Origin of the sequence: Roseovarius tibetensis (assembly GCF_050896375.1) — a bacterium.
GTDB lineage: Bacteria > Pseudomonadota > Alphaproteobacteria > Rhodobacterales > Rhodobacteraceae > Roseovarius > Roseovarius tibetensis.
Window position 1 is genome coordinate 38,719 of record NZ_JBPBBB010000008.1, and the last position, 18,277, is coordinate 56,995.

An 18,277-nucleotide genomic window follows, 5' to 3' on the forward strand; every position below is an offset into this window, starting at 1 on the left:
CGAAGCATCGTCCCGTTGACAAATAGTGATGCTTGATCGAGTGATCACCAAACGCGATCAGGGGCAATGGCTGCGATGAAACCAACGCGGATCGATCTTAGACACTTTCGCTACGCGCTGGCTGTTGCCGATGCCGGTGGGTTTCGCGCCGCCGCCGAGCTGCTCAACATCGCGCAACCCGCGATTTCCAAGGCTGTCAAGGATACCGAGACGGATCTCGGATTCCGGATATTCGACCGGGGAACCCAAACGGTGATCCCGACCGACGAGGGACGCGCCTTTCTTGAGGACGCGCGACAGGTTCTCGCCATGTTCGAACGCGTCATCAGGGCGTCGCGTCGAAATACCGAAGGCATTTGCGGACACATCATCGTTGGATATTCCGCGCTGGCCACGTCGCGCCAGATCTCCGATGGCCTCGACCGGTTTCATCGGGCCGTGCCCGGCGTGCAGGTCGAGATGCACGTCATGTCCACCGACAACATGTTGCGATCGCTCAAGTCCGGTCAAATCGATCTGGGCTTCTTGCTGTCGCATTCCTCGGTCGGCACGACCGATGTCGACCAAATTCCGGTCTGGTCGTCGCGCATCGGGGTGGTCGCGCCAAAGGGCGAGGTCCCGCAAACCCTGGACGATCTGCGCGAAGCCCGCTTCATTCTTGGCGTGCGTGAAAACTGGCGCTCTTGGCGCGCGTTGCTGGACACTGCCTGTCAGGACACCGGGTTCGAACCCAACGTCGTGGAAGAAGCCTGGGACGTGCAGGTCATTCTGCAACGGGTTGCCGAGCGGCGCGGCGTGACGCTCTATCCGATGAGTGCCGCGCCCAGCATGCCGGCCGCACTCGAATTGGCGCCGGTCGAGGGGTTCCTGCAGGATGCGACGATTTCCATCGCTTGGCACACCAAGGCGGACACAAACCTTCTGCGCAGCTTTCGCGACCACCTGAGCTGATCGCGTCCGGTTATCGGGCGATGCCGCAAGTCTATTTGCGTGCGCGCGGTCTTGCGGCTTTTTGTACGCGCCATGATCAACGCGCAGCTACCAGATTTCGAGGCCGCCGAAGCCAAGCCATTTCTCCTTGAGGGATCGCAGACGGGTTTGCTTTGGTTGCACGGGTTCACAAGCACGCCGCAAAGCATTCGCGACGTCGGGCAGCGGGTGCATCATGCGACGGGGGCGACCGTCCTTTGCCCGATGCTGGCCGGGCATGGTGAAACACCAGCGGCGCTGGCCGCAACTGATCATCAGGATTGGGTCCGCTCGGCGGAAACCGCGCTGGAGCATCTGGAGACGCTGTGTTCGCACATCGTGATCGGGGGTCTGTCGCTTGGCGCGACGCTATCGCTCAACCTTGCCGCGCGGATGCCGGACCGTATCGGCGGCGTGGTCAGCATCAACGGATCGACCGGTCTCTATCGCCCCGAAGTCGTCGCACCGCTTTATGACAGAAACGCCGCCGAACACGTGGCGGGCATCGGCTCGGATATCGCGAGGGGCGATGCCCGCGAGACATGCTACAGCGTCATCCCGCGGAGCACGTTGAAGGACCGCTTCATCCTTGCCAATGCAACCGGTGCGCTTCTGCCGCTGCTGCGGCAACGGATATTGATCATGCAGTCACGCACCGACCATGTCGTCGATCCGCAAAATGCGACGCGGATCGCATGCACGGTGGCATCCGACGACATCAGGCTGCGCTGGTTGACCCAGTCCTGGCATGTCGCCACGCTTGACCATGATCAGGATCTGATTGTGTCGCAGATCGCGGATTTCATGGGATAACCCGAAAGCGGCGATGCAAACTCAGGCAACCACGCCTTGCCCATGGATACCGCCCCCCTGTTCAGCGCTCAGCACGACCCGGAAATCGGTCTGCGGGCAGCCCCCCACGAGGTAACTTGGCCGGGTTCGACGCCCGGCGTCAGGATGATGGCGGTTCGGGGCTGTCGGGGCGTCGTCGGCATACTGGCACGGTTCGCCAAGTTTTTCACGGTCAACGGGAACTTTTCCGGGCCGCCTGCGTTGCTTCGATGCAGGGCCGAACAGGCCCGTCCAAGCATCAAAGGAGTCTCAGTATGAAAACGATCACAGCCACCCTTTCAGTTTGTCTCTTTGCCGGTCTGGCCGCGTGCAACACCGTTGAAGGGGCCGGTCAGGACGTCGAATCCGGCGGCGAGGCGATCAGCGACACCGCGCGCGAGGCAGAGCGCGAGCTCAGCGAGTGACGCTTCGACGCCGACACCCAACAGATTGACCGATCGAAAGGAGTGCCACAGATGGCAGAAAAAACGGAACAGACCTCGGGCGCAGAGCTTGAGCGGCAGATAGCCGCGCTGCGCGAGGATTTCGGCGGCATCGCCAAGCTTCTGAAGGAGATGACCGAGGAACGTGCGGGGCAGACGGCCGCGCGGGCGCGCGCCTCGGCCGAGGATCTGACACGCGAAGCATCGCGCCGCGGACACGAGGCGCGCGAGGCCGTCGACAGCACCGTGAAAGGCAATCCGGTCGCGTCGCTCGGGATCGCGGCGGTGATCGGTTTCGCGCTTGGTGCGATGTCGCGTCGCTGAGATGGCCCCGATCATGCGCCTGATGCGCGACGCCCTTGGCGCGGCGCCGCGCGAACGCATTCTCGTGGACTTGGGCGCGGCGGTGCTGTGTGCCGCCGGTCTCGCCTTGCTGGGGTCTGCCGCTTTTCACGCGCTGGCCGAGGCAGCCGGTCCGCAGGTCGCGCGCCTCGGGCTCGGCGTCGCGGGCCTTGGGCTGGCCGGCCTTGTCTGGGTCGTCGGGGCGCTGCGGGCGCGCGCGCGGCAACGGCGAGCGGCAGCGGCACGGGCGCACATCGCCGACGAGATCCGCAAGGCCGCGCTAGCGCGCACCGGCATTTCCGGCACCGGGCTGGCCGGGCCGTGCGCGGCCTTCGCCCTGGCCTTCCTGATGGGTCGGAAAAACTGACCCCCTTCCACGTGCCGGGCGGCACGCATTTTCACGACAAAAGAGACGCCACCAAGGGCCGGTCCGGTTGGGCCGGCCCGCGTTGCGTGCGCAGCCCGTGACCCGTGGCCACACGCAACGAAAAACCCGGCGATTTGTTCCCTCGGATCATGAAAATATATATGCAAATCAATGGGGAACGAGGGTCTTTGTCGTGAGTTGATCCGGTGCGCCACACACGGCGCGCAACCGAGAATAGGAGACGACATGACACGCCTACTTATTTCAACCGCAATCGTCGGGCTCGCCGCAATGCCGACCTTCGCGATCGCGCAAAGCGATCAGGGCAGCGGGTCCGGGGCCCAAACCCAGACCGAGTCCCAGACCGACATGGGGACCGGAACGCAGGCCGACATGCAGGACGGTTCGCAGACCGAGACCGACATGGATGCAGGCGGCAGTGCCGACAGCGGCTCCGGCGATACGATGACGGATACCGGTGGGTCCGCCGGCTCGTCCACTGACACGGAGACGTCGGGCATGACCTCGGGTTCGGGTGATGGCGCCTCTGGCGACAAGGCGCCGGTGTCCGAAGGTCACAGCGCCGTCGATCCCGATACCGTCGAAGCAAGCGAGATCGAGGGTGCGCAAGTGATGTCGCGTGACGACGAGGAATTCGGTGAGGTGTCCGAGGTTCTGCTGACCGAGGACGGCGCGATCGAGGCGATCGTCGTCAATGTCGGCGGTGTGCTTGGCATCGGGTCGAAGCCTGTCGAGGTGCCCTTCGACCGCGTGACCCTTCAGACCAGCGATGACGGCGGCGAGATGAGCGTCGTCATCCCGATGTCCGAGCAAGAACTCGAAGACATGCCGCGTTACGAAGACGAGTGATTTCTTCGAAGACGAGGATCGCCCGTCGCCCAACGGGGCGGCGGGCGACCTGCCGGCTGCTTCCCCCCTGCCGCCGATGCCATGCCCCCGACATATTGGACACGCCTTGTGACAGGATCGATACACTTCTCGGCAATCCGGTGTCGCGCGCGTCGGACATGTGACACGCGGCATTTCGTTTTCCTGGGAGAGCCTTGATGTCCGTGCCTGCCGACACCGCGGACCCGTCTGCGTCGAACACCGGCGCGGCGCCGCAGCACGCAATCACGCGGCTGCGCACGTTGGTGACCGCCGCCGAGGCGTATCCAGTCTTCGAGCGATGTTTTCTGAACGCGCAAACCGAGATCCGGATGAGTTTCCGCATCTTCGATCTGCGCACGAAGCTACGCTCTGCCGAGGCACGGCAGATCGGCGAGACATGGTTCGACCTCATCGCGCACACATTGCGCCGGGGCGTCGCGATTCATGTTGTGCTGGCGGATTTCGATCCGATCGCCGCGACGCAGCTGCATTTCGGCACATGGCGCAGCGTGCGGCAATTCACCTTTCTTGCAGAGGCCGCGCCGATCGACCGTCTCACCGTGACCGCCGCCCGGCATCCAGCGCGGGCCAGTTTCTGGCCCCGCCTTGCCGGGCATATGATGCTGCGCCGGCATCTCGTGACGCTGATCGCGCGGATCAATGCCCAGGCCCCGCAGCAGCGTCGCCGCATCATCCTGCAATTGCCCGGCCTGCGGCCCTATCGCACGCGTGACGCGATGCGGCTGGGTCCCCAGTGGCACCTGCCGCACCTGTTTCCCGTGACACATCATCAGAAACTGGCGGTGTTCGACCGGACGCATCTCTATATCGGGGGGCTTGACCTTGACGAGCGCCGGTTCGACACGCCATCACATGGACGGTCTGCCCCGCAAACATGGCAGGATGTGCAATGCCTGGTCGAGGGGCCGGTGGTGCAGGCCGCGCAGACACATCTGGAAAGCTTTCTGGAGGTGGTCGAAAACCGCGGCGCCCCTGCGCCGAAGACACCGGGGTTCCTGCGGACGATCTCGTCGCGGCCGGTGCGCCAGCGGTTGCGGATCGCGCCGCGCACGCGCATCAACGAGATTGAGGGTGCGCATCTGTCGGGCGCACGGCAGGCCGAGCGGCTGATCTATCTGGAAACCCAGTTCTTTCGCGACCGCAAGTTCGCACGCGCGCTGGCACAACGGGCGCGGGCCTGCCGCTCGCTGCATCTGATCCTGCTGTTGCCGGCCGCGCCGGATGATGTCGCGTTTTCCGGGTCGCAAAGCGGCGACGCCCGGTTCGGAGAATTTCTTCAGAGCCGATGCCTAAGGATCCTGCGGCGCGGCTTCGGGGCGCGGCTGCTTGTCGTCTCGCCCGTGAAACCCCGCGAAAGCGACAGTGACGGCCGCGACGCGCTGGAGGACGCGCCGATCATCTATGTGCATTCCAAGGTATCGGTTTTCGATGACAGCCGGGCGATCGTGTCCTCGGCCAATCTCAACGGGCGCAGCCTTCGCTGGGATACCGAGGCCGGGCTGGATGTCACGCAACCCGATCAGATCGCCGCGCTGCGCAGCTCGGTGATGGGGACATGGCTGCCGGCAGATGCCGATCCCGCCTACACCGCCCCTGCGACGGCCTTTGATGCGTGGCTGGATCTGGCCGCGTCCAATGCCGAAGCACGCCCGGAAACGCGGCGCGGCCTGATCGTCCCGCACGACCCGAAACCCGCCCGGAGATTCGGGCGCCCGATGCCGGGGATGCCGGACGAGATCGTCTGATTTTCAGGAATGTTGCAAGGACAAGCGCGGGCGACATCGTGGTGGGTGACGCCGCCGCGCAAGGGACACTTCGTCAGAACGCCTGCGACAGCAGCGTGACCAGAAACAGCACGAGAAAGATCACGAAAAGGATCTTCGCGATCCCCGCCGAAGCCGAGGCGATGCCGCCGAAGCCGAAGAATGCGGCGATCAAGGCGACGACGAGAAAGGCAATGGACCATGAAAGCATATCGGGTTTCCCACGTTTATTGATGTGCGCACCGCGATTGCGGTGTCTGAAGAAAACGCGGCAGACCGCCACATGTTCCGCCACGCGAGGGGTATTTTCGCCCCTTATGCGATCCAGGCGCCGGTCGAGTCGTCCCCGGCGCCCGGCCGGTCGATGGGAAAGTGCAGCACGATCCGGAAAGAGGCCCCCGCGTCGGTATCGACCCTGCCCTGGTCGACCGTCGCCTCGAGCTGGTCACTGAAGGCCTGGACCAGGTGCAACCCGATCTGCCGGCGCGTTGACGCATCCTCGGACCCGTCGGGGGCCCCGCCGCAACTGTTGGTCATCGAAAAGCAGACCTCGCGGGCCTCGGTCTCGTGCAGGCAGATGTCGATCCGCGCCGGGCCGTCATCGGGCGCTGCCACGTATTTGAGCGCGTTGGTCATCGCCTCTGTCGCCAGAAGGGCCAGCGGGACGATCTTGTCGGGATCGAGCGTGACGGGCCGCAGATCGGTCGTGACCTTGACCCTGCTATCCGGCAGCACGCTGATCGCGGTCATCTTGCGCAGGATGTCGCCCAGCAATTCGTCGGCCCGAAGTTCCGTCACGCGGTCGAGCTTGTAGAGGCTTTGATGCACGGTCGCGAGGGTCATCACCCGGTCATGCAGACCGCGCAGCAGGTCGCGCGCCTCATCCGTGCCCACCTGCCGGATCTGAATGCTGATGATCGACGCGATAAGCTGCAGGTTGTTGCGCACCCGGTGATGCACCTCGCGCAGCAGCAGGGTCTTTTCGCCAAGCGCGGTTTCGAGTTTCACCTCGTCGCTGGACAGCGTTTCGGCAAGATGGCGCAAGTCGCGGCTGAGTTCGCTGATCTCGTCGGGCGCGCTTTCCAGTACCTTGGGAAGCTCGTCACGGTTGCCGTCGCTGAATTGCCGCATCTGCCGCCCAAGCCGCCGAAGATGCCGGATCACCAGCCGATGCGCCCCCAGATAGGCCACCCCAAGGCTGACCAGCCAGACCGACAACGCGAACCCGAGTGTGCTTGATGCCGGGGGCCGGTCGTTCGAGGGCAGATCGTCGGGCGACCAGACACCCAGGACGAAAAGCTGCCCGTCGATAAGCGGCATCGTCGCATATGTGCGCGCCTCACCTTCGACCGTTTCCGCCTGCACCACCTGTCGCGAATCGTAGGTGAAAGAGGCAAGGTCTCGACCCTCGGGAAGCAGCGTCGCAATCTCGGTATCGCGTGGATGAGCGCTGATGCGATTGCCGTCCTCGGTGAAGATGACGGTGTTGGTCGGGGTCTGCTCCTGCCCGTATTCCCGCACGAAATCCAGCGCGAAACTTGCAAGGACGACGATCATGTATCCTGCCGTCTCGTCATCCTCTGTCACGGGGATCGCAATGGCGACGGCAGCACCGGTGCCTTCACCCTCTTTGGGCTCCGACAGGATGACCGGGCCATCCCCGTCCTGCAACGCGTCGAACATGTCGGTCTCGGCAAAGGACCATGGCGCCTCGTCCGAGCTGCACAGGATCTCGCCGGACGGGTCGACAAGCCCGGCGAACCGGAAGAGGCCCGACTGATCGACGAAATCTTCCAGATTCTCGGTGCAGTCCCCTGCGGTTCCGGCATTCTTGAGGGCACTGCCGCCTAGCGCCTCGGCAGAGCCGAGCGCACCACGAATGAGCGAAAGTTCGCCCGCGACCGAGGCGAATGTCGTGCTCAGCAACATCGTGTCCTGGCTGCGCTGTGCCTCGGACCGGGCGCGATCGTTCTGCATCACGGCAAAGGTGCCAAGCGGCACCAACGCCACCGACAGCATCACCAAAAGGCGAACGGTCAGGCCTTTCGACAGATGCCCGAGGCGCGACCCGCGCATGGATCAGACCCCGCGTTTCGCGTGGACGGGGCCGGCCATTCCCGGCGCCGCCTCGGCATGCTGCGCCGGGGCGTCCGGCGCCGTTTCAAGCAGTTCGGCCAGCCTTGCGCGGCCGCGGTTGAGACGGCTCTTGATCGTGCCCACGGCACAACCGCAGGTCTGGGCGGCCTCTTCATAGGACAGGCCCGAGGCCCCGATCAGGATCAGGACCTCGCGCTGTTCGTCGGGCAGCTTGGCAAAGGCCACGGCGAAATCCCGCAGCGCCAGCCGCCCGTCATGGTCGGGACCCTGCGACAGCCGCGCCGCGTGGGCGCCGTCCACATCGGCCACCTCGCGCTGCGCCTTGCGCGCGCCCGAATAGAACGTGTTGCGCAGGATCGTGAACAGCCACGCACGCATGTTGGTGCCCGGCGTGAAACTGTCGAGCTTGGCCCAGGCCTTGAGCACGGTTTCCTGCACCAGATCATCTGCGGCCGACGGATTGCGCGACAGGCTGAGCGCAAAGGCCCGCAATTCCGGCACAAGGCCGACAAGTTCGTCACGGGTCTCGGCTTTCGTGCGGGATGCGTCAGTCATCGTCATCATCCTGCGCCTTCAGACGGTCGAGAAGATCGCGCAACGACTGGGGCAGCTCCTCGTCGATGGTGGACTGGTAGAGCTTCCGAAGGTTTTCGGAGATCTGCTGATCGATATCTGATGTCCGGTCGGACCGGTCGCCGGGTCCGTCGGTATTCTTCGGGTCCTGTTCGGGCATCGGTCTTCTTTCGACTTTCCGGAATTTTTCCTTGGCGCGGGGAACAAACGGTTCGACGTGGCGTTTTGTTCCATGACTGAAAAGCGTATCCTGAAAAAGTCTGCAATTGAAGGGAAAGACGATGCAACTCGAAGACGCTGCAGGCGGCGATTCGCGCCAGATCGCGGAGGCCCTTCCCTACCTGCGCCGGCACGCAAGGGCCCTGTCCGGCAGTCAGAGCGCCGGGGATGCCTATGCGGCCGAGACGCTGGAGGCGATCCTTGCGGATCGGACGTCGCTTGATCCCGCCCTGTCGCCGCGCATCGCCCTCTTCCGCGCCTTTCACCGGATATGGGCCGGCGACGGGGCGCTCATGGGCCGCCCCGCCGAAGGCACGCTGCAAGAGCGCGCCGAACGCCACATGGCACGGCTTACCCCGCGCAGCCGAGAGGCGCTGTTGCTGAACACGATCGAGGAATGCGGTGTCGAGGACATCGCGGCGGTGATGGACACCACCGCGTCCGAGGCCAAGCGCCTTGTCGACACCGCGCTTGCGGAAATGCGGACGACCGTCCGGGGCACGCTTATCATCATCGAGGACGAAGGCGTGATCGCGATGGATATCCGGAACGTCGCCACCGACATGGGCCACGAGGTTCTGGGCATCGCCCGCACCCACGAACAGGCCGTCACGCTTGCCCAGAAATCCCCGCCGCAACTCATTCTCGCGGACATACAGCTTGCCGATGACTCCTCGGGCATCGAAGCCGTCAACGAGATCCTGCGCAAGATGGCGGATATCCCGGTGATCTTCATAACCGCCTATCCCGAGCGGCTGTTGCACGGGAACCGCCCGGAACCGGCCTTCCTGATCACCAAGCCCTACACGGATGCACAAGTGCGATCCGCGATCAGCCAGGCGATGTTCTTTTCATCGACCGACCCGTTGATGAAATGACCGGAACCCGCCGCTGGCGCCGATCCGGCGTTGCGCGGCCGAACCGCCCGCGGCCGCCCGAACCCGCGGCGCCTGTGCATCAGGTGCCCGGCAGGCATGGCACGGGCGCATCCTCGGTGTCGCGGCCTTGTGGCAATGTCACGGGCGCATAGAGGGCGGTGCGGGTATATTCCGCGTATAGCGCCCTGAACAGCACCCCGAGGCATCCTGCGAGCGGCACGGCGGCGATGGCCCCAATGAAGCCAAACAGATAGCCCAACGCGATGATCGCGAAGATCAGCCAGACCGGATGCAGGTTGACGGACGCCCCCACGAGGCGCGGAACAAGGATCTGACTTTCAAGAAACTGTCCGAAAAGAAAGATCCCGACCACGATCGCGATGAAGATCGGCTCGTCCCAGAACTGGCCCAGGGCAATGCCGATGGACAGCGACCCGCCAATGAACGCGCCGACATAGGGAATGAAAGAGATCAGACCGGCGATAGTGCCAATCAGAAATCCGTAGCTCAGGCCGGTCACGCCAAGGCAGGCCGCATAATACACGGCAAGGATCATGCAAACCGTGGTGGTGCCGCGCACTTAGCCCGCAAGAACCAGATCGCAGTCGCATGCCAGCCGGCGCACGGTGTCGAGATTGGCGCGAGGGATCAGGTTTTCGACCGCGCGGACCAGACGCTCCCAATCCAGCAGCAGGTAGAACGCGACGACGGGCATCACCACCCAGAATAAAATTGCCTGAACAACACTGCCGAACCCCGAGATGACGCCATCCATCACCGCCAGATCGGATTCGGCCATCCGTTCGCCGACCCTGTTCAGCAGGTTGTCGAGGGCGTCGTCGGCTTCACGCGGGGTCAGCGCCGGGAAAAGTTCTGCGATCTTGGCCTGCGCGGCGGCGTACTGGTCGGGGATGCTGCGGATCAGGGACGTCAATTCGAACGCGATGATCGGCAACAGCACGACAAGCGCCGCGAGCATCAGGACCATGAGCAGGAGCACAAGCACCGCAGCCCCGAACGTGCGCCTGATGCCGTGTGCATCCAGCCAGCACACGAACGGATTGAGGAAATAGGCGATCACAGCCCCGACGATGAAAGGCGCCATGATGGGCCCCAGCACCCAGAACGTGATCCCCAGAACCACGGTTGCGCCGACCCAGACCTGACCCCGGGATGGGCTTGACCAAAACCGGGACACGTCACGCGGTGCCTTTTGGGTCTGCGCGTGTGCCCGGTAGCGCCCTGTCGTATCATCGTCGCGTGTCATGCCGGGTCAACGCGGCCGGGGACAAGAAGGTTCCCGTTCAATGGGTGCGAACGATAAAAACCGCGGGCCTTCGCAATAGTGTCGGGATCATTCCGCCGTTTTCGCCTATGCCGCAGCGGCAGCCGGCGCGCATACCGAAGGCTGGCTTTGGCGCGCGCGTGAAAAGGTGACACGCACGACGGCGAGCCCGTGATCGTCAACCGATCCATCACGTGGCTTACGGTCGATATCCCGAAAGAACGACGTCGCGATCATGGGTGTCGGTCCGGCATCGGTGGCCTGCGCCCGGTGCAGCGGGATTGCATCCGCGCACGTCCGGGCCATCCAGATCTCCATCCCATAGACGGAGCGTATCGGGCTGACAGCCAACCCCCAAGGCCACCTGACAACCGACTGCGCGGTGCGCGGTTCCCGACATGGACACCACGCATGTTCACGGTCGTGACAGGACGGCCGACGCGCGGCTCGGCGCCGGGTCCAACGTCATGCGCGGATCCGGCCGACGCGATGCGGGTCGGCCGCGCGCCGGTGTCACTCTCCGTACGGAAGCCAGATATTCTTTACCTGCGTGGCGCGGTGCAGAAAGGCGCGGCCCTGCCCCTCTTTGCCAGACCAATCGCGGGCCCCGTCGATCTCGGTCCAGGTCTGCTTGAGGTTGCCGGCGCTCTCGGCCTCGACCATCGCGGCGCTTTCGGCCCCGCCGACATACCACATGCCGCTTACGCCGTCATGCTGCGCCAGCGTCTTTGCCAGGTCGTCGCGCGGACCCGTGACGATATTCACCACACCGGCCGGCACGTCGGATGTATCAAGCACCTGGTAAAGATCGGTGGCCGCCAGCGGATGGGTCTGTGATGGCACCACGACCACGCTGTTGCCCATGGCGATGGCAGGAAGAACAAGGCTCAGCGTGCCGAGAAGCGGTTGCCCGGTCGGGCAGACAAGGCCCATGATGCCCAACGGCTCGTGCACGGCCAGCGTGACATGCGCCGATTTGGTCTGATGCACGGCCCCATCGAACTTGTCGGCCTGGGCGGCATACCAGAAGCAGCGGCGAATGGCGGTCTCGACCTCGGCCTTGGCCGTGGCGGTCTTGAGGCCGAACGACTCCAGTCGCGCCACGAACGCGCCCGCGCGGGCCGAGATGTTCTCGGCGAGGTAGTAGATCACCTGCGCGCGATTGTGGCCGGTGGCCTTGCCCCAACCGCCAGCCTTCGAGGCGGCCTCGACCGCGTTGCGGATGTCCTTGCGGTTTCCCAGACCCGCAAGACCCACCGGCCCCTTGGCGCCCTCGACGGTATAGGCATAGCCCGAGTCGGGACGCGCCTGCTTGCCGCCGATGTAGAGCTTTGCCGTCCGGTCCACGGCGTCCGCCACGCCGCCACCGTGCGGGACCGCGCCGAGATCAGGCAACGCGGCGGTCTTGCCCTGCGGTGCGGGCGCCCTGAGATATGCGCGCATCCCCTCGCGGGCACCTTCGCGGCCGAACCCGCTTTCACGGTAGCCGCCGAATCCCGCGCCCGCGTCCAGCACGTTCGTGCAATTGATCCAGACCACGCCCGCCTTCACCTGTGCTGCGATATCAAGGCTGAGGTTCACGTTTTCCGTCCAGATCGACGCTGCAAGGCCATAGCGTGTGTTGTTCGCCAGTTCGACCGCGTCGGACGGCGTGCGGAAGGTCGTCAGCGTCACGACGGGGCCGAAGATCTCCTCGGTCGAGAGCACGCTGGCGGGCTGGACGTTGGTCGCCAGCGTCGGCGGATAGAAACACCCGTCCGGCGCCGTGCCCTGCCGCAGCGTCGCGCCCTCGGCTTTGCCCTGCGCGACGAGATCCTTGATCCGTTCGAGTTGCACCGGGTGCACGATCGCGCCGATGTCGGTCCCCTTTTCAAGCGGATCGCCGACGACGACCGTATCCATCCGCCTGACAAGCTGGGTTTCAAAGCGTTCGGCCACCGCTTCGGCCACAAGGATACGGGCGCCCGCGCAGCAAACCTCGCCCTGGTTGAACCAGATCGCATCCACCACGCCCTCGACCGCCGCATCGAGATCCGCATCCGCGAAGACGATGAACGGCGACTTGCCGCCCAGTTCCAGCGTCAGGCCCTTGCCCGACCCGGCGGTCTGCCGTCGGATGGTCTTGCCCACCTCGGTCGAGCCGGTGAAGGCCACCTTGTCGATGCCGTCGTGTCCGACGATGGCGCCACCGGTCTCTCCGTCGCCGGTGACGATATTGACCACGCCCGCAGGCAGGCCGACCTCGGCGCAGATTTCGGCAAAGGCCAGCGCCGTCAGCGGCGTGTATTCGGCCGGCTTCAGGACCACCGTGTTTCCGGCGGCAAGCGCGGGTGCGATCTTCCATGACAGCATCAGCAGCGGAAAATTCCACGGGATGATCTGGCCACAGACGCCGTAGGGCTTCAGGCCCGGAAGCTCGTCCTCGGCGATCTCGGCCCACCCTGCATGGTGGTAGAAATGCCGCGCCACCAGCGGCACGTCGATATCGCGGGTCTCGCGGATCGGCTTGCCGTTGTCCATGGATTCCAGCACGGCGAGAAAGCGCGCATGCTGCTGGACGTGCCGCGCGATGGCGTACAGATATCGCGCCCGTGCGTGGCCGGACAGGTTTCCCCACGATTTCTGCGCTTTGCGCGCGGCCGCTACCGCCGCGTCGACATCCCCGGCAGACCCTTGCGTGACCTTCGCGATGGTCTGGCCCGTCGACGGGTTGCCAACCTCGAACATCTCGCCCGGCGCAGTGAAGGCGCCATCGATGAAATGGCCGAACCCGTCGCGATGCGCGTCAAGCCAACCCTGCACGATGCTGGAATCCTCTGGCGCGGGTCCGTAGCTCATGTCCTTCAAAATCTCCTGAATGCTCATGACGGCCCCCTTACGACGCGGCGTGGCGATGCGAGGCAGCGTAACGCCCCGTGACATGGTGTTCGAGCTGGCGTTCGATGTCGCCAAGCATGGAGGACGCACCGAAACGAAACAGCTCCGGCTCCAGCCAGGGGCGGCCAAGCTCTTCCTTCATCAGGATCTGCCAGGCCAGCGCCTCTTTCGCCTGCTTCATCCCCCCCGCAGGCTTGAAGCCGATCCGGTAGCCTGTCGCCTCGCCGTAGTCGCGCAAAGCGCGCAGCATCACAAGGCTGACAGGCAGAGTGGCGTTCACGCCCTCCTTTCCGGTCGAGGTCTTGATGAAGTCCGCCCCCGCCTGCATCGCCACCATCGATGCAGCGTAAACGTTGCGCAGCGTCTGAAGGTCGCCCGTGGCCAGGATCGCTTTCATGTGCGCATCGCCGCAGGCCGCGCGCATCTGTGCGATCTCGTCGTGAAGCGCGGCCCAGTCCTGCCTCAGTACATGTTCGCGCGTGATGACGATGTCGATTTCATCTGCGCCCTGCGCCACGGTCCACTCGATCTCCTTCAGACGCAGATCGAGTGGCATCAGGCCGGCGGGAAAACCCGTGGCGACGCTGGCCACCGGAACGCCGGACCCGTCGAGCGCATCCAGCGCGTGCGGCACCATCGTCGGATAGACGCAGACCGCACCCACCTTCAGGTCCATGTCGGCAATGCCCAGCCCCTCGGCGATGCGGGTGGCGATCGGGTTGCGGGCCTTGGCGCAGAGGCGCCGCACCCGGCCCGCAGTATCGTCGCCCGAAAGCGTCGTGAGGTCCACGCAGCGGATCGCGTTCACGAGCCACGCGGCCTGGTACTGTTTCTTGACCGAGCGCCGCGCGCCCAGAGTGGCCACGCGCCGTTCGGCGGCGGAGCGGTTGACGGCGTGTCCCTCGAACATCGACAGATCAAGTGGCATGCCCGGATTACGGCCCGGTGCGGCATCGCGGGTTGCAGGCAGGTCGCCCGATCCAGTGTGGACCTGCGCGGTCGCCCGGTCGTCCTTGGTGTGCAACATGGTCAGTCCTCTCGGCCGTTGGGGGCGGCGTTGTGTTCATCCTGTCCGGCCATCAGGCGGCGCACATCGTCGAAATGCGCGTGCATGGCCTTGAAAACCGTGAACTTTCGGTCGTGGTACGCGCGAATGTCCGGGTCGGGTCGCACGGTGCGGGCCGGACCGGCCATCGCCCTCGCGCCGTCGGAGAGGTCGGCGAACGTGCCGGCGGCCACGGCGGCTGCGATGGCGACACCGCGCATGACGGGCTCTTCGTTGTCGGGTACCAGAACGCGACACCCCGTCGCGTCGGCATGGGCGGTCACGTAATCGGCGTTGGCGGCCAGTCCGCCGCTCATAACGATTTCCGATACGGTGATGCCCCGAACCTGCATCGCGTCGAGTATCGCGCGGGTGCCGTAGGCCAGCGCCTGCACCGTGGCGAGGTAGTCCAGCGCGAGATCGTCTGTCCCGGTTTCGAGCGTGAGGCCCAAGATCATCCCGCGCCGTTCGGGATCGGCCAGCGGCGCCCGGTTGCCGTGAAAGTCCGGCTGCACGTGGCGCGCGCGGGTCAGCGCGGCCCGGACCAGCCCGCCCTCGGGGGCCAGCGCGTCCAGACGGGCCGACAGCGCCGCCGCGCCGCTGGCCCCGGCGCCCACGCCGGTCGAGGCCGCGTGCCGCGCCATCACCGCGTCGAGCAGAGCGCCCGCCGCCGACTGCCCCGCCTCGAGCGCCACGCGCCCGGGCGTGAGGACCTGCGGATACGGCCCCCAGACACCGGGTACGGGTATGGCGGTGTCGGTCTCGACGATGTGGCAGGCCGACGTGCCCGCGATCAGCGCAAGCCGCGCACCGGGCGCATCGTCAGCCGCGGCGCGGACACCCAGAGTGCCAAGCGCGCCGGCATAGGCGTCGATCATGCCCGCGGCGACAGGCAACCCCGGTGCGAGGCCCAGCTCCGTCGCCGCCGCGTCGGACAACACCCCGGCCGGGCGTCCCGGCAGCACAAGGTCCGTGCCGATGCGGGCATGGCCCTGCCCGGCCAGGTCGCCCAGCCCGATGGCGGCGAGAAAGCCGTCGTCCCAGCCCTCGCCGGCGAGGCCGCGCTCGCCCAGGTAGCCCCATTTGCAGACCAGCGCGTTGACCGACCGCGCATCGCTACCCGTCGCCCGGTATACAAGCCAGTCCGGCAGGTCGTGAAACGCCGTTGCAGACCGCCAGGCACAGGGCAGGTTTCGTTTGAGCCACAGCAGCTTTGGCATCTGCATCTCGGGCGAGATGGTTCCGCCCACGCGGCTCAGCGGCTCCCCCCCGGTCGCGTTTATGTCCTGCGCCTCGCCGACGGCGCGGTGATCCATCCAGAGCACCACGTCCTGCCCCGTGGCCCCGTCGGGATCGACCGACACGGGGCCGTCCGCGCCCGACACCACCAGCGAGCAAGTCGCGTCGAAGGCCAGCGCGGCGATATCGACATCGCCCGCCTCGGCGCGCGCCGCGCGCACGGCGGCGATCACGGCGCGCCATATGTCGGTGCTGGCCTGCTGGGCGAACCCTTCGCGCGGGCGGTGCGTCGCGATCGCCTTGGACCCGCGCCCAAGGAGCGTGCCCGAGGCGTCGAACAGGCCCGCGCGGGCGCTGCCGGTGCCCACGTCGATGCCCAGGAAGGTCGGCGCGGCCATGCCTCAGCCCTCCCCGATCTCGCGGCAGAAGGCGTCGAACCCGGCACTGTCGGCATAGCTCGACTGCGTGCCGCGCCCGGTGATCGAGTGCGCGGCGTAGCGCGCGGCGCGCGACAGCGCCGCCTCGGGGGATGCGCCGCCCGCAAGAAACCGTGCGAAGCTGCCGATGAAGGCGTCGCCGGCGCCGGTCGTGTCAACGGCATCGACCGTCACCGGCGCGATCTGCACGACGTCGTCGTCGGTGATAAGCCGCGCGCCACGCCCGCCCAACGTCACGATCACGTTGCGGATGCCGCGCGCGATCAACGACCGCGCGGCCGCGAGCACCGCCTCGTCGGTGTCCGTGGGCATCCCGGAAAGCTGGGCCAATTCGCTCTCGTTCGGGCAGAACCAGTCGAGCCCATCGAGCTTTGCGAGATCGAGGTCGGGATGCGCGGGCGCCGGGTTGAGGATTGTCTGCACGCCATGTGTCGCCCCGAAGGCCACCGCGTCGTAGACCGTCTGCAACGGCACCTCGAGCTGCAACAGGATTGCGTCGCAACCCTTTAGCGTGTCGGCGGCGGCGGCGATGTCTTCACCCGAAAGGTGCCCGTTCGCGCCCTTCACGATCAGGATCGCATTCTCGCCGCCAGGCTCCACAAAGATCGGCGCGACGCCTGAGGGCGCGCCGGCGACGGTGCGGACATGGGTCACGTCGATGCCGTTATCGGCCAGGTTCTGGCGCGTGCGCGGCCCGAAGAGGTCGTCGCCCACGCAGGTGACCATCGTCACCTCGGCGCCCAGCCGGGCGGCGGCGACGGCCTGGTTGGCGCCCTTGCCCCCGAAGCCTTGCGCGAAATCCGGCGCCTCGAGCGTTTCGCCCCGGTTCGGCATGCGCTCCACGTAGGTGACGAGATCGACCATGTTCGATCCCACGACGGCGATGCGATCAGCCATGTGCTGCGTCCTTGTCCTGGCCGCCCAGGGCAGCGATCTTTGCCGAAAGCACGGCGGCCTCATCGGCTGTGATGTATCCGAACCGGGCGGTGAAACTGCGGGTTTGCCCCGGAGCAAGGGTTGCGATGTTGCCCTTGGCCGTCTCCGCGAGATAGCCCTCGGGCTCGCAGGTGGCGGGAAGCGCAAAGGCCGCGACCGTGGCGTCGGCGCCATGCAGAATCCAGCGGCCAAGGCGCGGGAACTCGGACGGTGCATAGCGCATCACGAACCCGTCGCCCTCGGGCCGCTCCAGCATGGCGTGGGTCAGCCCGTCCTCGTCCGTGCCCGGCGCGTCCACGTAGATCACCTGTTCGGGGTCCCAGCGTTCGGGCCGGTCAAGGATGCGGCCCACCTCGGGGTGCGCGCCCAATTCTTCGAGAAAGGCGCGGTAGGCATCGGTCGGCACGACATGCGCGGGCACCTGCGACCGCACGCGCGTCCGCGACGGCGTGAACGGCGCGGCCTGGTGGATCACCCCGCCCGCGACGAAGGCGAAGTTGACATGCGCCATGTACATAAGCTCCATCGGCAGGGCCGAGCGGTTCTCGACCGTCATGCCCATGGCGATGGTCGTGCCCGCGTCCACGGTGACCGAAGGCCGGGCGCGGTAATTCGGGCCAAAGCCCAGCACATGATCGACATGCCCCGCGACACGCACCACCGGCGCGCCGCCGGCATTGGTGTCGAACTCCAGCCGTGCGCTGTCCATGCGCTTGCGCGGCATCTCTCCGTGCAGCGGATGATCGTCCTCGGGACCCGGGCAGCCGTTGCGCAGCAAGCCGCTGTGATAGGCAAGGCACCCGTAGGTCTCGACGATCGAGGTCGCCGGGCGCGGCTCTGGGAACGCGCTGTCCATCGTCAGGCGCACGCCGTCGAACACGGCATCCCAGACCATCTGCCCCATGAACGGCAGCACATCGACATGGCCGCGCCCGTTCGCGATACGCAGCATTTCTATGCCAAGGCCGGTACGCCACGCCGTGACGGTGAAAGCGCCACCTTGCGCAACAACGCGTTCGGCCGGCCCGAAGGCCTCTGGCGTCAGGGGGATCGAGACGGACATG

General features: G+C 65.9%; 17 protein-coding genes and 1 pseudogene. 8 read left to right on the top strand and 10 right to left on the bottom strand.

Going from position 1 to position 18,277, the window contains the following annotated elements; genetic code table 11:
• Window positions 1–75: 75 nt before the first annotated feature.
• The 7 genes from ACROSR_RS07505 (at window position 76) to ACROSR_RS07535 (ending at window position 5,609) form a co-directional block, all read left to right on the top strand.
• Window positions 76–951, top strand: a complete 876-nt coding sequence (locus ACROSR_RS07505; protein WP_432683640.1) for a LysR family transcriptional regulator — start codon at window positions 76–78, stop codon at window positions 949–951.
• Window positions 952–1,023: 72 nt separating this feature from the next.
• Window positions 1,024–1,782 (top strand): alpha/beta hydrolase, encoded by a 759-nt coding sequence (locus tag ACROSR_RS07510; RefSeq protein WP_432683642.1) that lies wholly within the window; start codon window positions 1,024–1,026, stop codon window positions 1,780–1,782.
• 293 nt (window positions 1,783–2,075) lie between these two features.
• The gene (locus ACROSR_RS07515; RefSeq protein WP_432683644.1) at window positions 2,076–2,225 is read left to right on the top strand and encodes an entericidin A/B family lipoprotein; all 150 of its coding nucleotides are present in this window, start codon (window positions 2,076–2,078) and stop codon (window positions 2,223–2,225) included.
• 51 nt (window positions 2,226–2,276) lie between these two features.
• Window positions 2,277–2,567 (top strand): ElaB/YgaM/YqjD family protein, encoded by a 291-nt coding sequence (locus ACROSR_RS07520; RefSeq protein WP_432683646.1) that lies wholly within the window; start codon window positions 2,277–2,279, stop codon window positions 2,565–2,567.
• Window positions 2,568–2,580: 13 nt separating this feature from the next.
• The gene (locus ACROSR_RS07525) at window positions 2,581–2,952 is read left to right on the top strand and encodes a hypothetical protein (protein WP_432683648.1); all 372 of its coding nucleotides are present in this window, start codon (window positions 2,581–2,583) and stop codon (window positions 2,950–2,952) included.
• A 246-nt stretch (window positions 2,953–3,198) separates the two neighbouring features.
• Window positions 3,199–3,822, top strand: coding sequence for a PRC-barrel domain-containing protein (locus tag ACROSR_RS07530; protein WP_432683650.1), 624 nt, complete (start codon window positions 3,199–3,201; stop codon window positions 3,820–3,822).
• 197 nt (window positions 3,823–4,019) lie between these two features.
• Window positions 4,020–5,609, top strand: a complete 1,590-nt coding sequence (locus ACROSR_RS07535) for a phospholipase D family protein (RefSeq protein WP_432683652.1) — start codon at window positions 4,020–4,022, stop codon at window positions 5,607–5,609.
• Between the two features lie 73 nt (window positions 5,610–5,682).
• On the opposite strand, the gene ACROSR_RS07540 is transcribed toward ACROSR_RS07535, so the two are convergent.
• From ACROSR_RS07540 to ACROSR_RS07555, 4 genes are all read right to left on the bottom strand, one after another.
• Window positions 5,683–5,838 carry a DUF1328 domain-containing protein gene (locus tag ACROSR_RS07540; RefSeq protein WP_432683654.1) on the bottom strand — a complete coding sequence of 52 codons (156 nt, stop codon included), beginning with the start codon at window positions 5,836–5,838 and terminating at the stop codon, window positions 5,683–5,685.
• A gap of 104 nt (window positions 5,839–5,942) precedes the next feature.
• On the bottom strand, window positions 5,943–7,703 hold the full coding sequence (locus tag ACROSR_RS07545) for a sensor histidine kinase (RefSeq protein ID WP_432683656.1): 1,761 nt from the start codon (window positions 7,701–7,703) through the stop codon (window positions 5,943–5,945).
• Window positions 7,704–7,706: 3 nt separating this feature from the next.
• Window positions 7,707–8,279, bottom strand: coding sequence for an RNA polymerase sigma factor (locus ACROSR_RS07550; protein WP_432683658.1), 573 nt, complete (start codon window positions 8,277–8,279; stop codon window positions 7,707–7,709).
• Window positions 8,272–8,457: a NepR family anti-sigma factor gene (locus tag ACROSR_RS07555; protein WP_432683660.1), complete on the bottom strand. Its 186-nt coding sequence runs from the start codon at window positions 8,455–8,457 to the stop codon at window positions 8,272–8,274. Before ACROSR_RS07555 ends, ACROSR_RS07550 begins: the two co-directional genes overlap by 8 nt.
• Before the next feature lie 121 nt (window positions 8,458–8,578).
• On the opposite strand from ACROSR_RS07555, the gene ACROSR_RS07560 reads away from it, so the two are divergent.
• The gene (locus ACROSR_RS07560; protein WP_432683662.1) at window positions 8,579–9,394 is read left to right on the top strand and encodes a response regulator; all 816 of its coding nucleotides are present in this window, start codon (window positions 8,579–8,581) and stop codon (window positions 9,392–9,394) included.
• Between the two features lie 79 nt (window positions 9,395–9,473).
• On the opposite strand, the pseudogene ACROSR_RS07565 reads toward ACROSR_RS07560, so the two are convergent.
• The 6 genes and pseudogenes from ACROSR_RS07565 to ACROSR_RS07590 form a co-directional block, all read right to left on the bottom strand.
• Window positions 9,474–10,661, bottom strand: a pseudogene (locus tag ACROSR_RS07565) (AI-2E family transporter).
• 531 nt (window positions 10,662–11,192) lie between these two features.
• Window positions 11,193–13,544 (bottom strand): aldehyde dehydrogenase family protein, encoded by a 2,352-nt coding sequence (locus ACROSR_RS07570; protein WP_432683664.1) that lies wholly within the window; start codon window positions 13,542–13,544, stop codon window positions 11,193–11,195.
• 10 nt (window positions 13,545–13,554) lie between these two features.
• Complete coding sequence (gene deoC, locus ACROSR_RS07575) at window positions 13,555–14,484, bottom strand: deoxyribose-phosphate aldolase (protein ID WP_432683815.1); 930 nt, start codon at window positions 14,482–14,484, stop codon at window positions 13,555–13,557.
• A gap of 101 nt (window positions 14,485–14,585) precedes the next feature.
• Entirely contained in the window at window positions 14,586–16,238 is a 1,653-nt protein-coding gene (locus tag ACROSR_RS07580) for an FGGY-family carbohydrate kinase (protein ID WP_432683666.1), read from the bottom strand.
• Window positions 16,239–16,241: 3 nt separating this feature from the next.
• Window positions 16,242–17,174, bottom strand: a complete 933-nt coding sequence (gene rbsK / locus ACROSR_RS07585) for a ribokinase (protein ID WP_432683668.1) — start codon at window positions 17,172–17,174, stop codon at window positions 16,242–16,244.
• Window positions 17,167–18,276 carry a DUF4432 family protein gene (locus tag ACROSR_RS07590; RefSeq protein WP_432683670.1) on the bottom strand — a complete coding sequence of 370 codons (1,110 nt, stop codon included), beginning with the start codon at window positions 18,274–18,276 and terminating at the stop codon, window positions 17,167–17,169. Before ACROSR_RS07590 ends, rbsK begins: the two co-directional genes overlap by 8 nt.
• Window position 18,277: the final 1 nt, after the last annotated feature.

Excerpts from the sequence above, each read along its gene's own strand:
- ACROSR_RS07560 (WP_432683662.1), top strand. The coding sequence starts at position 8,579 with ATGCAACTCGAAGACGCTGCAGGCGGCGATTCGCGCCAGATCGCGGAG.
- ACROSR_RS07520 (WP_432683646.1), top strand. The coding sequence starts at position 2,277 with ATGGCAGAAAAAACGGAACAGACCTCGGGCGCAGAGCTTGAGCGGCAG.
- ACROSR_RS07530 (WP_432683650.1), top strand. The coding sequence starts at position 3,199 with ATGACACGCCTACTTATTTCAACCGCAATCGTCGGGCTCGCCGCAATG.
- ACROSR_RS07515 (WP_432683644.1), top strand. The coding sequence starts at position 2,076 with ATGAAAACGATCACAGCCACCCTTTCAGTTTGTCTCTTTGCCGGTCTG.
- ACROSR_RS07535 (WP_432683652.1), top strand. The coding sequence starts at position 4,020 with ATGTCCGTGCCTGCCGACACCGCGGACCCGTCTGCGTCGAACACCGGC.
- ACROSR_RS07570 (WP_432683664.1), bottom strand. The coding sequence starts at position 13,544 with ATGAGCATTCAGGAGATTTTGAAGGACATGAGCTACGGACCCGCGCCA.
- ACROSR_RS07545 (WP_432683656.1), bottom strand. The coding sequence starts at position 7,703 with ATGCGCGGGTCGCGCCTCGGGCATCTGTCGAAAGGCCTGACCGTTCGC.
- ACROSR_RS07555 (WP_432683660.1), bottom strand. The coding sequence starts at position 8,457 with ATGCCCGAACAGGACCCGAAGAATACCGACGGACCCGGCGACCGGTCC.
- ACROSR_RS07590 (WP_432683670.1), bottom strand. The coding sequence starts at position 18,276 with ATGTCCGTCTCGATCCCCCTGACGCCAGAGGCCTTCGGGCCGGCCGAA.
- ACROSR_RS07510 (WP_432683642.1), top strand. The coding sequence starts at position 1,024 with ATGATCAACGCGCAGCTACCAGATTTCGAGGCCGCCGAAGCCAAGCCA.
- ACROSR_RS07580 (WP_432683666.1), bottom strand. The coding sequence starts at position 16,238 with ATGGCCGCGCCGACCTTCCTGGGCATCGACGTGGGCACCGGCAGCGCC.
- ACROSR_RS07505 (WP_432683640.1), top strand. The coding sequence starts at position 76 with ATGAAACCAACGCGGATCGATCTTAGACACTTTCGCTACGCGCTGGCT.
- ACROSR_RS07550 (WP_432683658.1), bottom strand. The coding sequence starts at position 8,279 with ATGACTGACGCATCCCGCACGAAAGCCGAGACCCGTGACGAACTTGTC.
- ACROSR_RS07540 (WP_432683654.1), bottom strand. The coding sequence starts at position 5,838 with ATGCTTTCATGGTCCATTGCCTTTCTCGTCGTCGCCTTGATCGCCGCA.
- rbsK (WP_432683668.1), bottom strand. The coding sequence starts at position 17,174 with ATGGCTGATCGCATCGCCGTCGTGGGATCGAACATGGTCGATCTCGTC.
- ACROSR_RS07525 (WP_432683648.1), top strand. The coding sequence starts at position 2,581 with ATGCGCCTGATGCGCGACGCCCTTGGCGCGGCGCCGCGCGAACGCATT.
- deoC (WP_432683815.1), bottom strand. The coding sequence starts at position 14,484 with ATGCCACTTGATCTGTCGATGTTCGAGGGACACGCCGTCAACCGCTCC.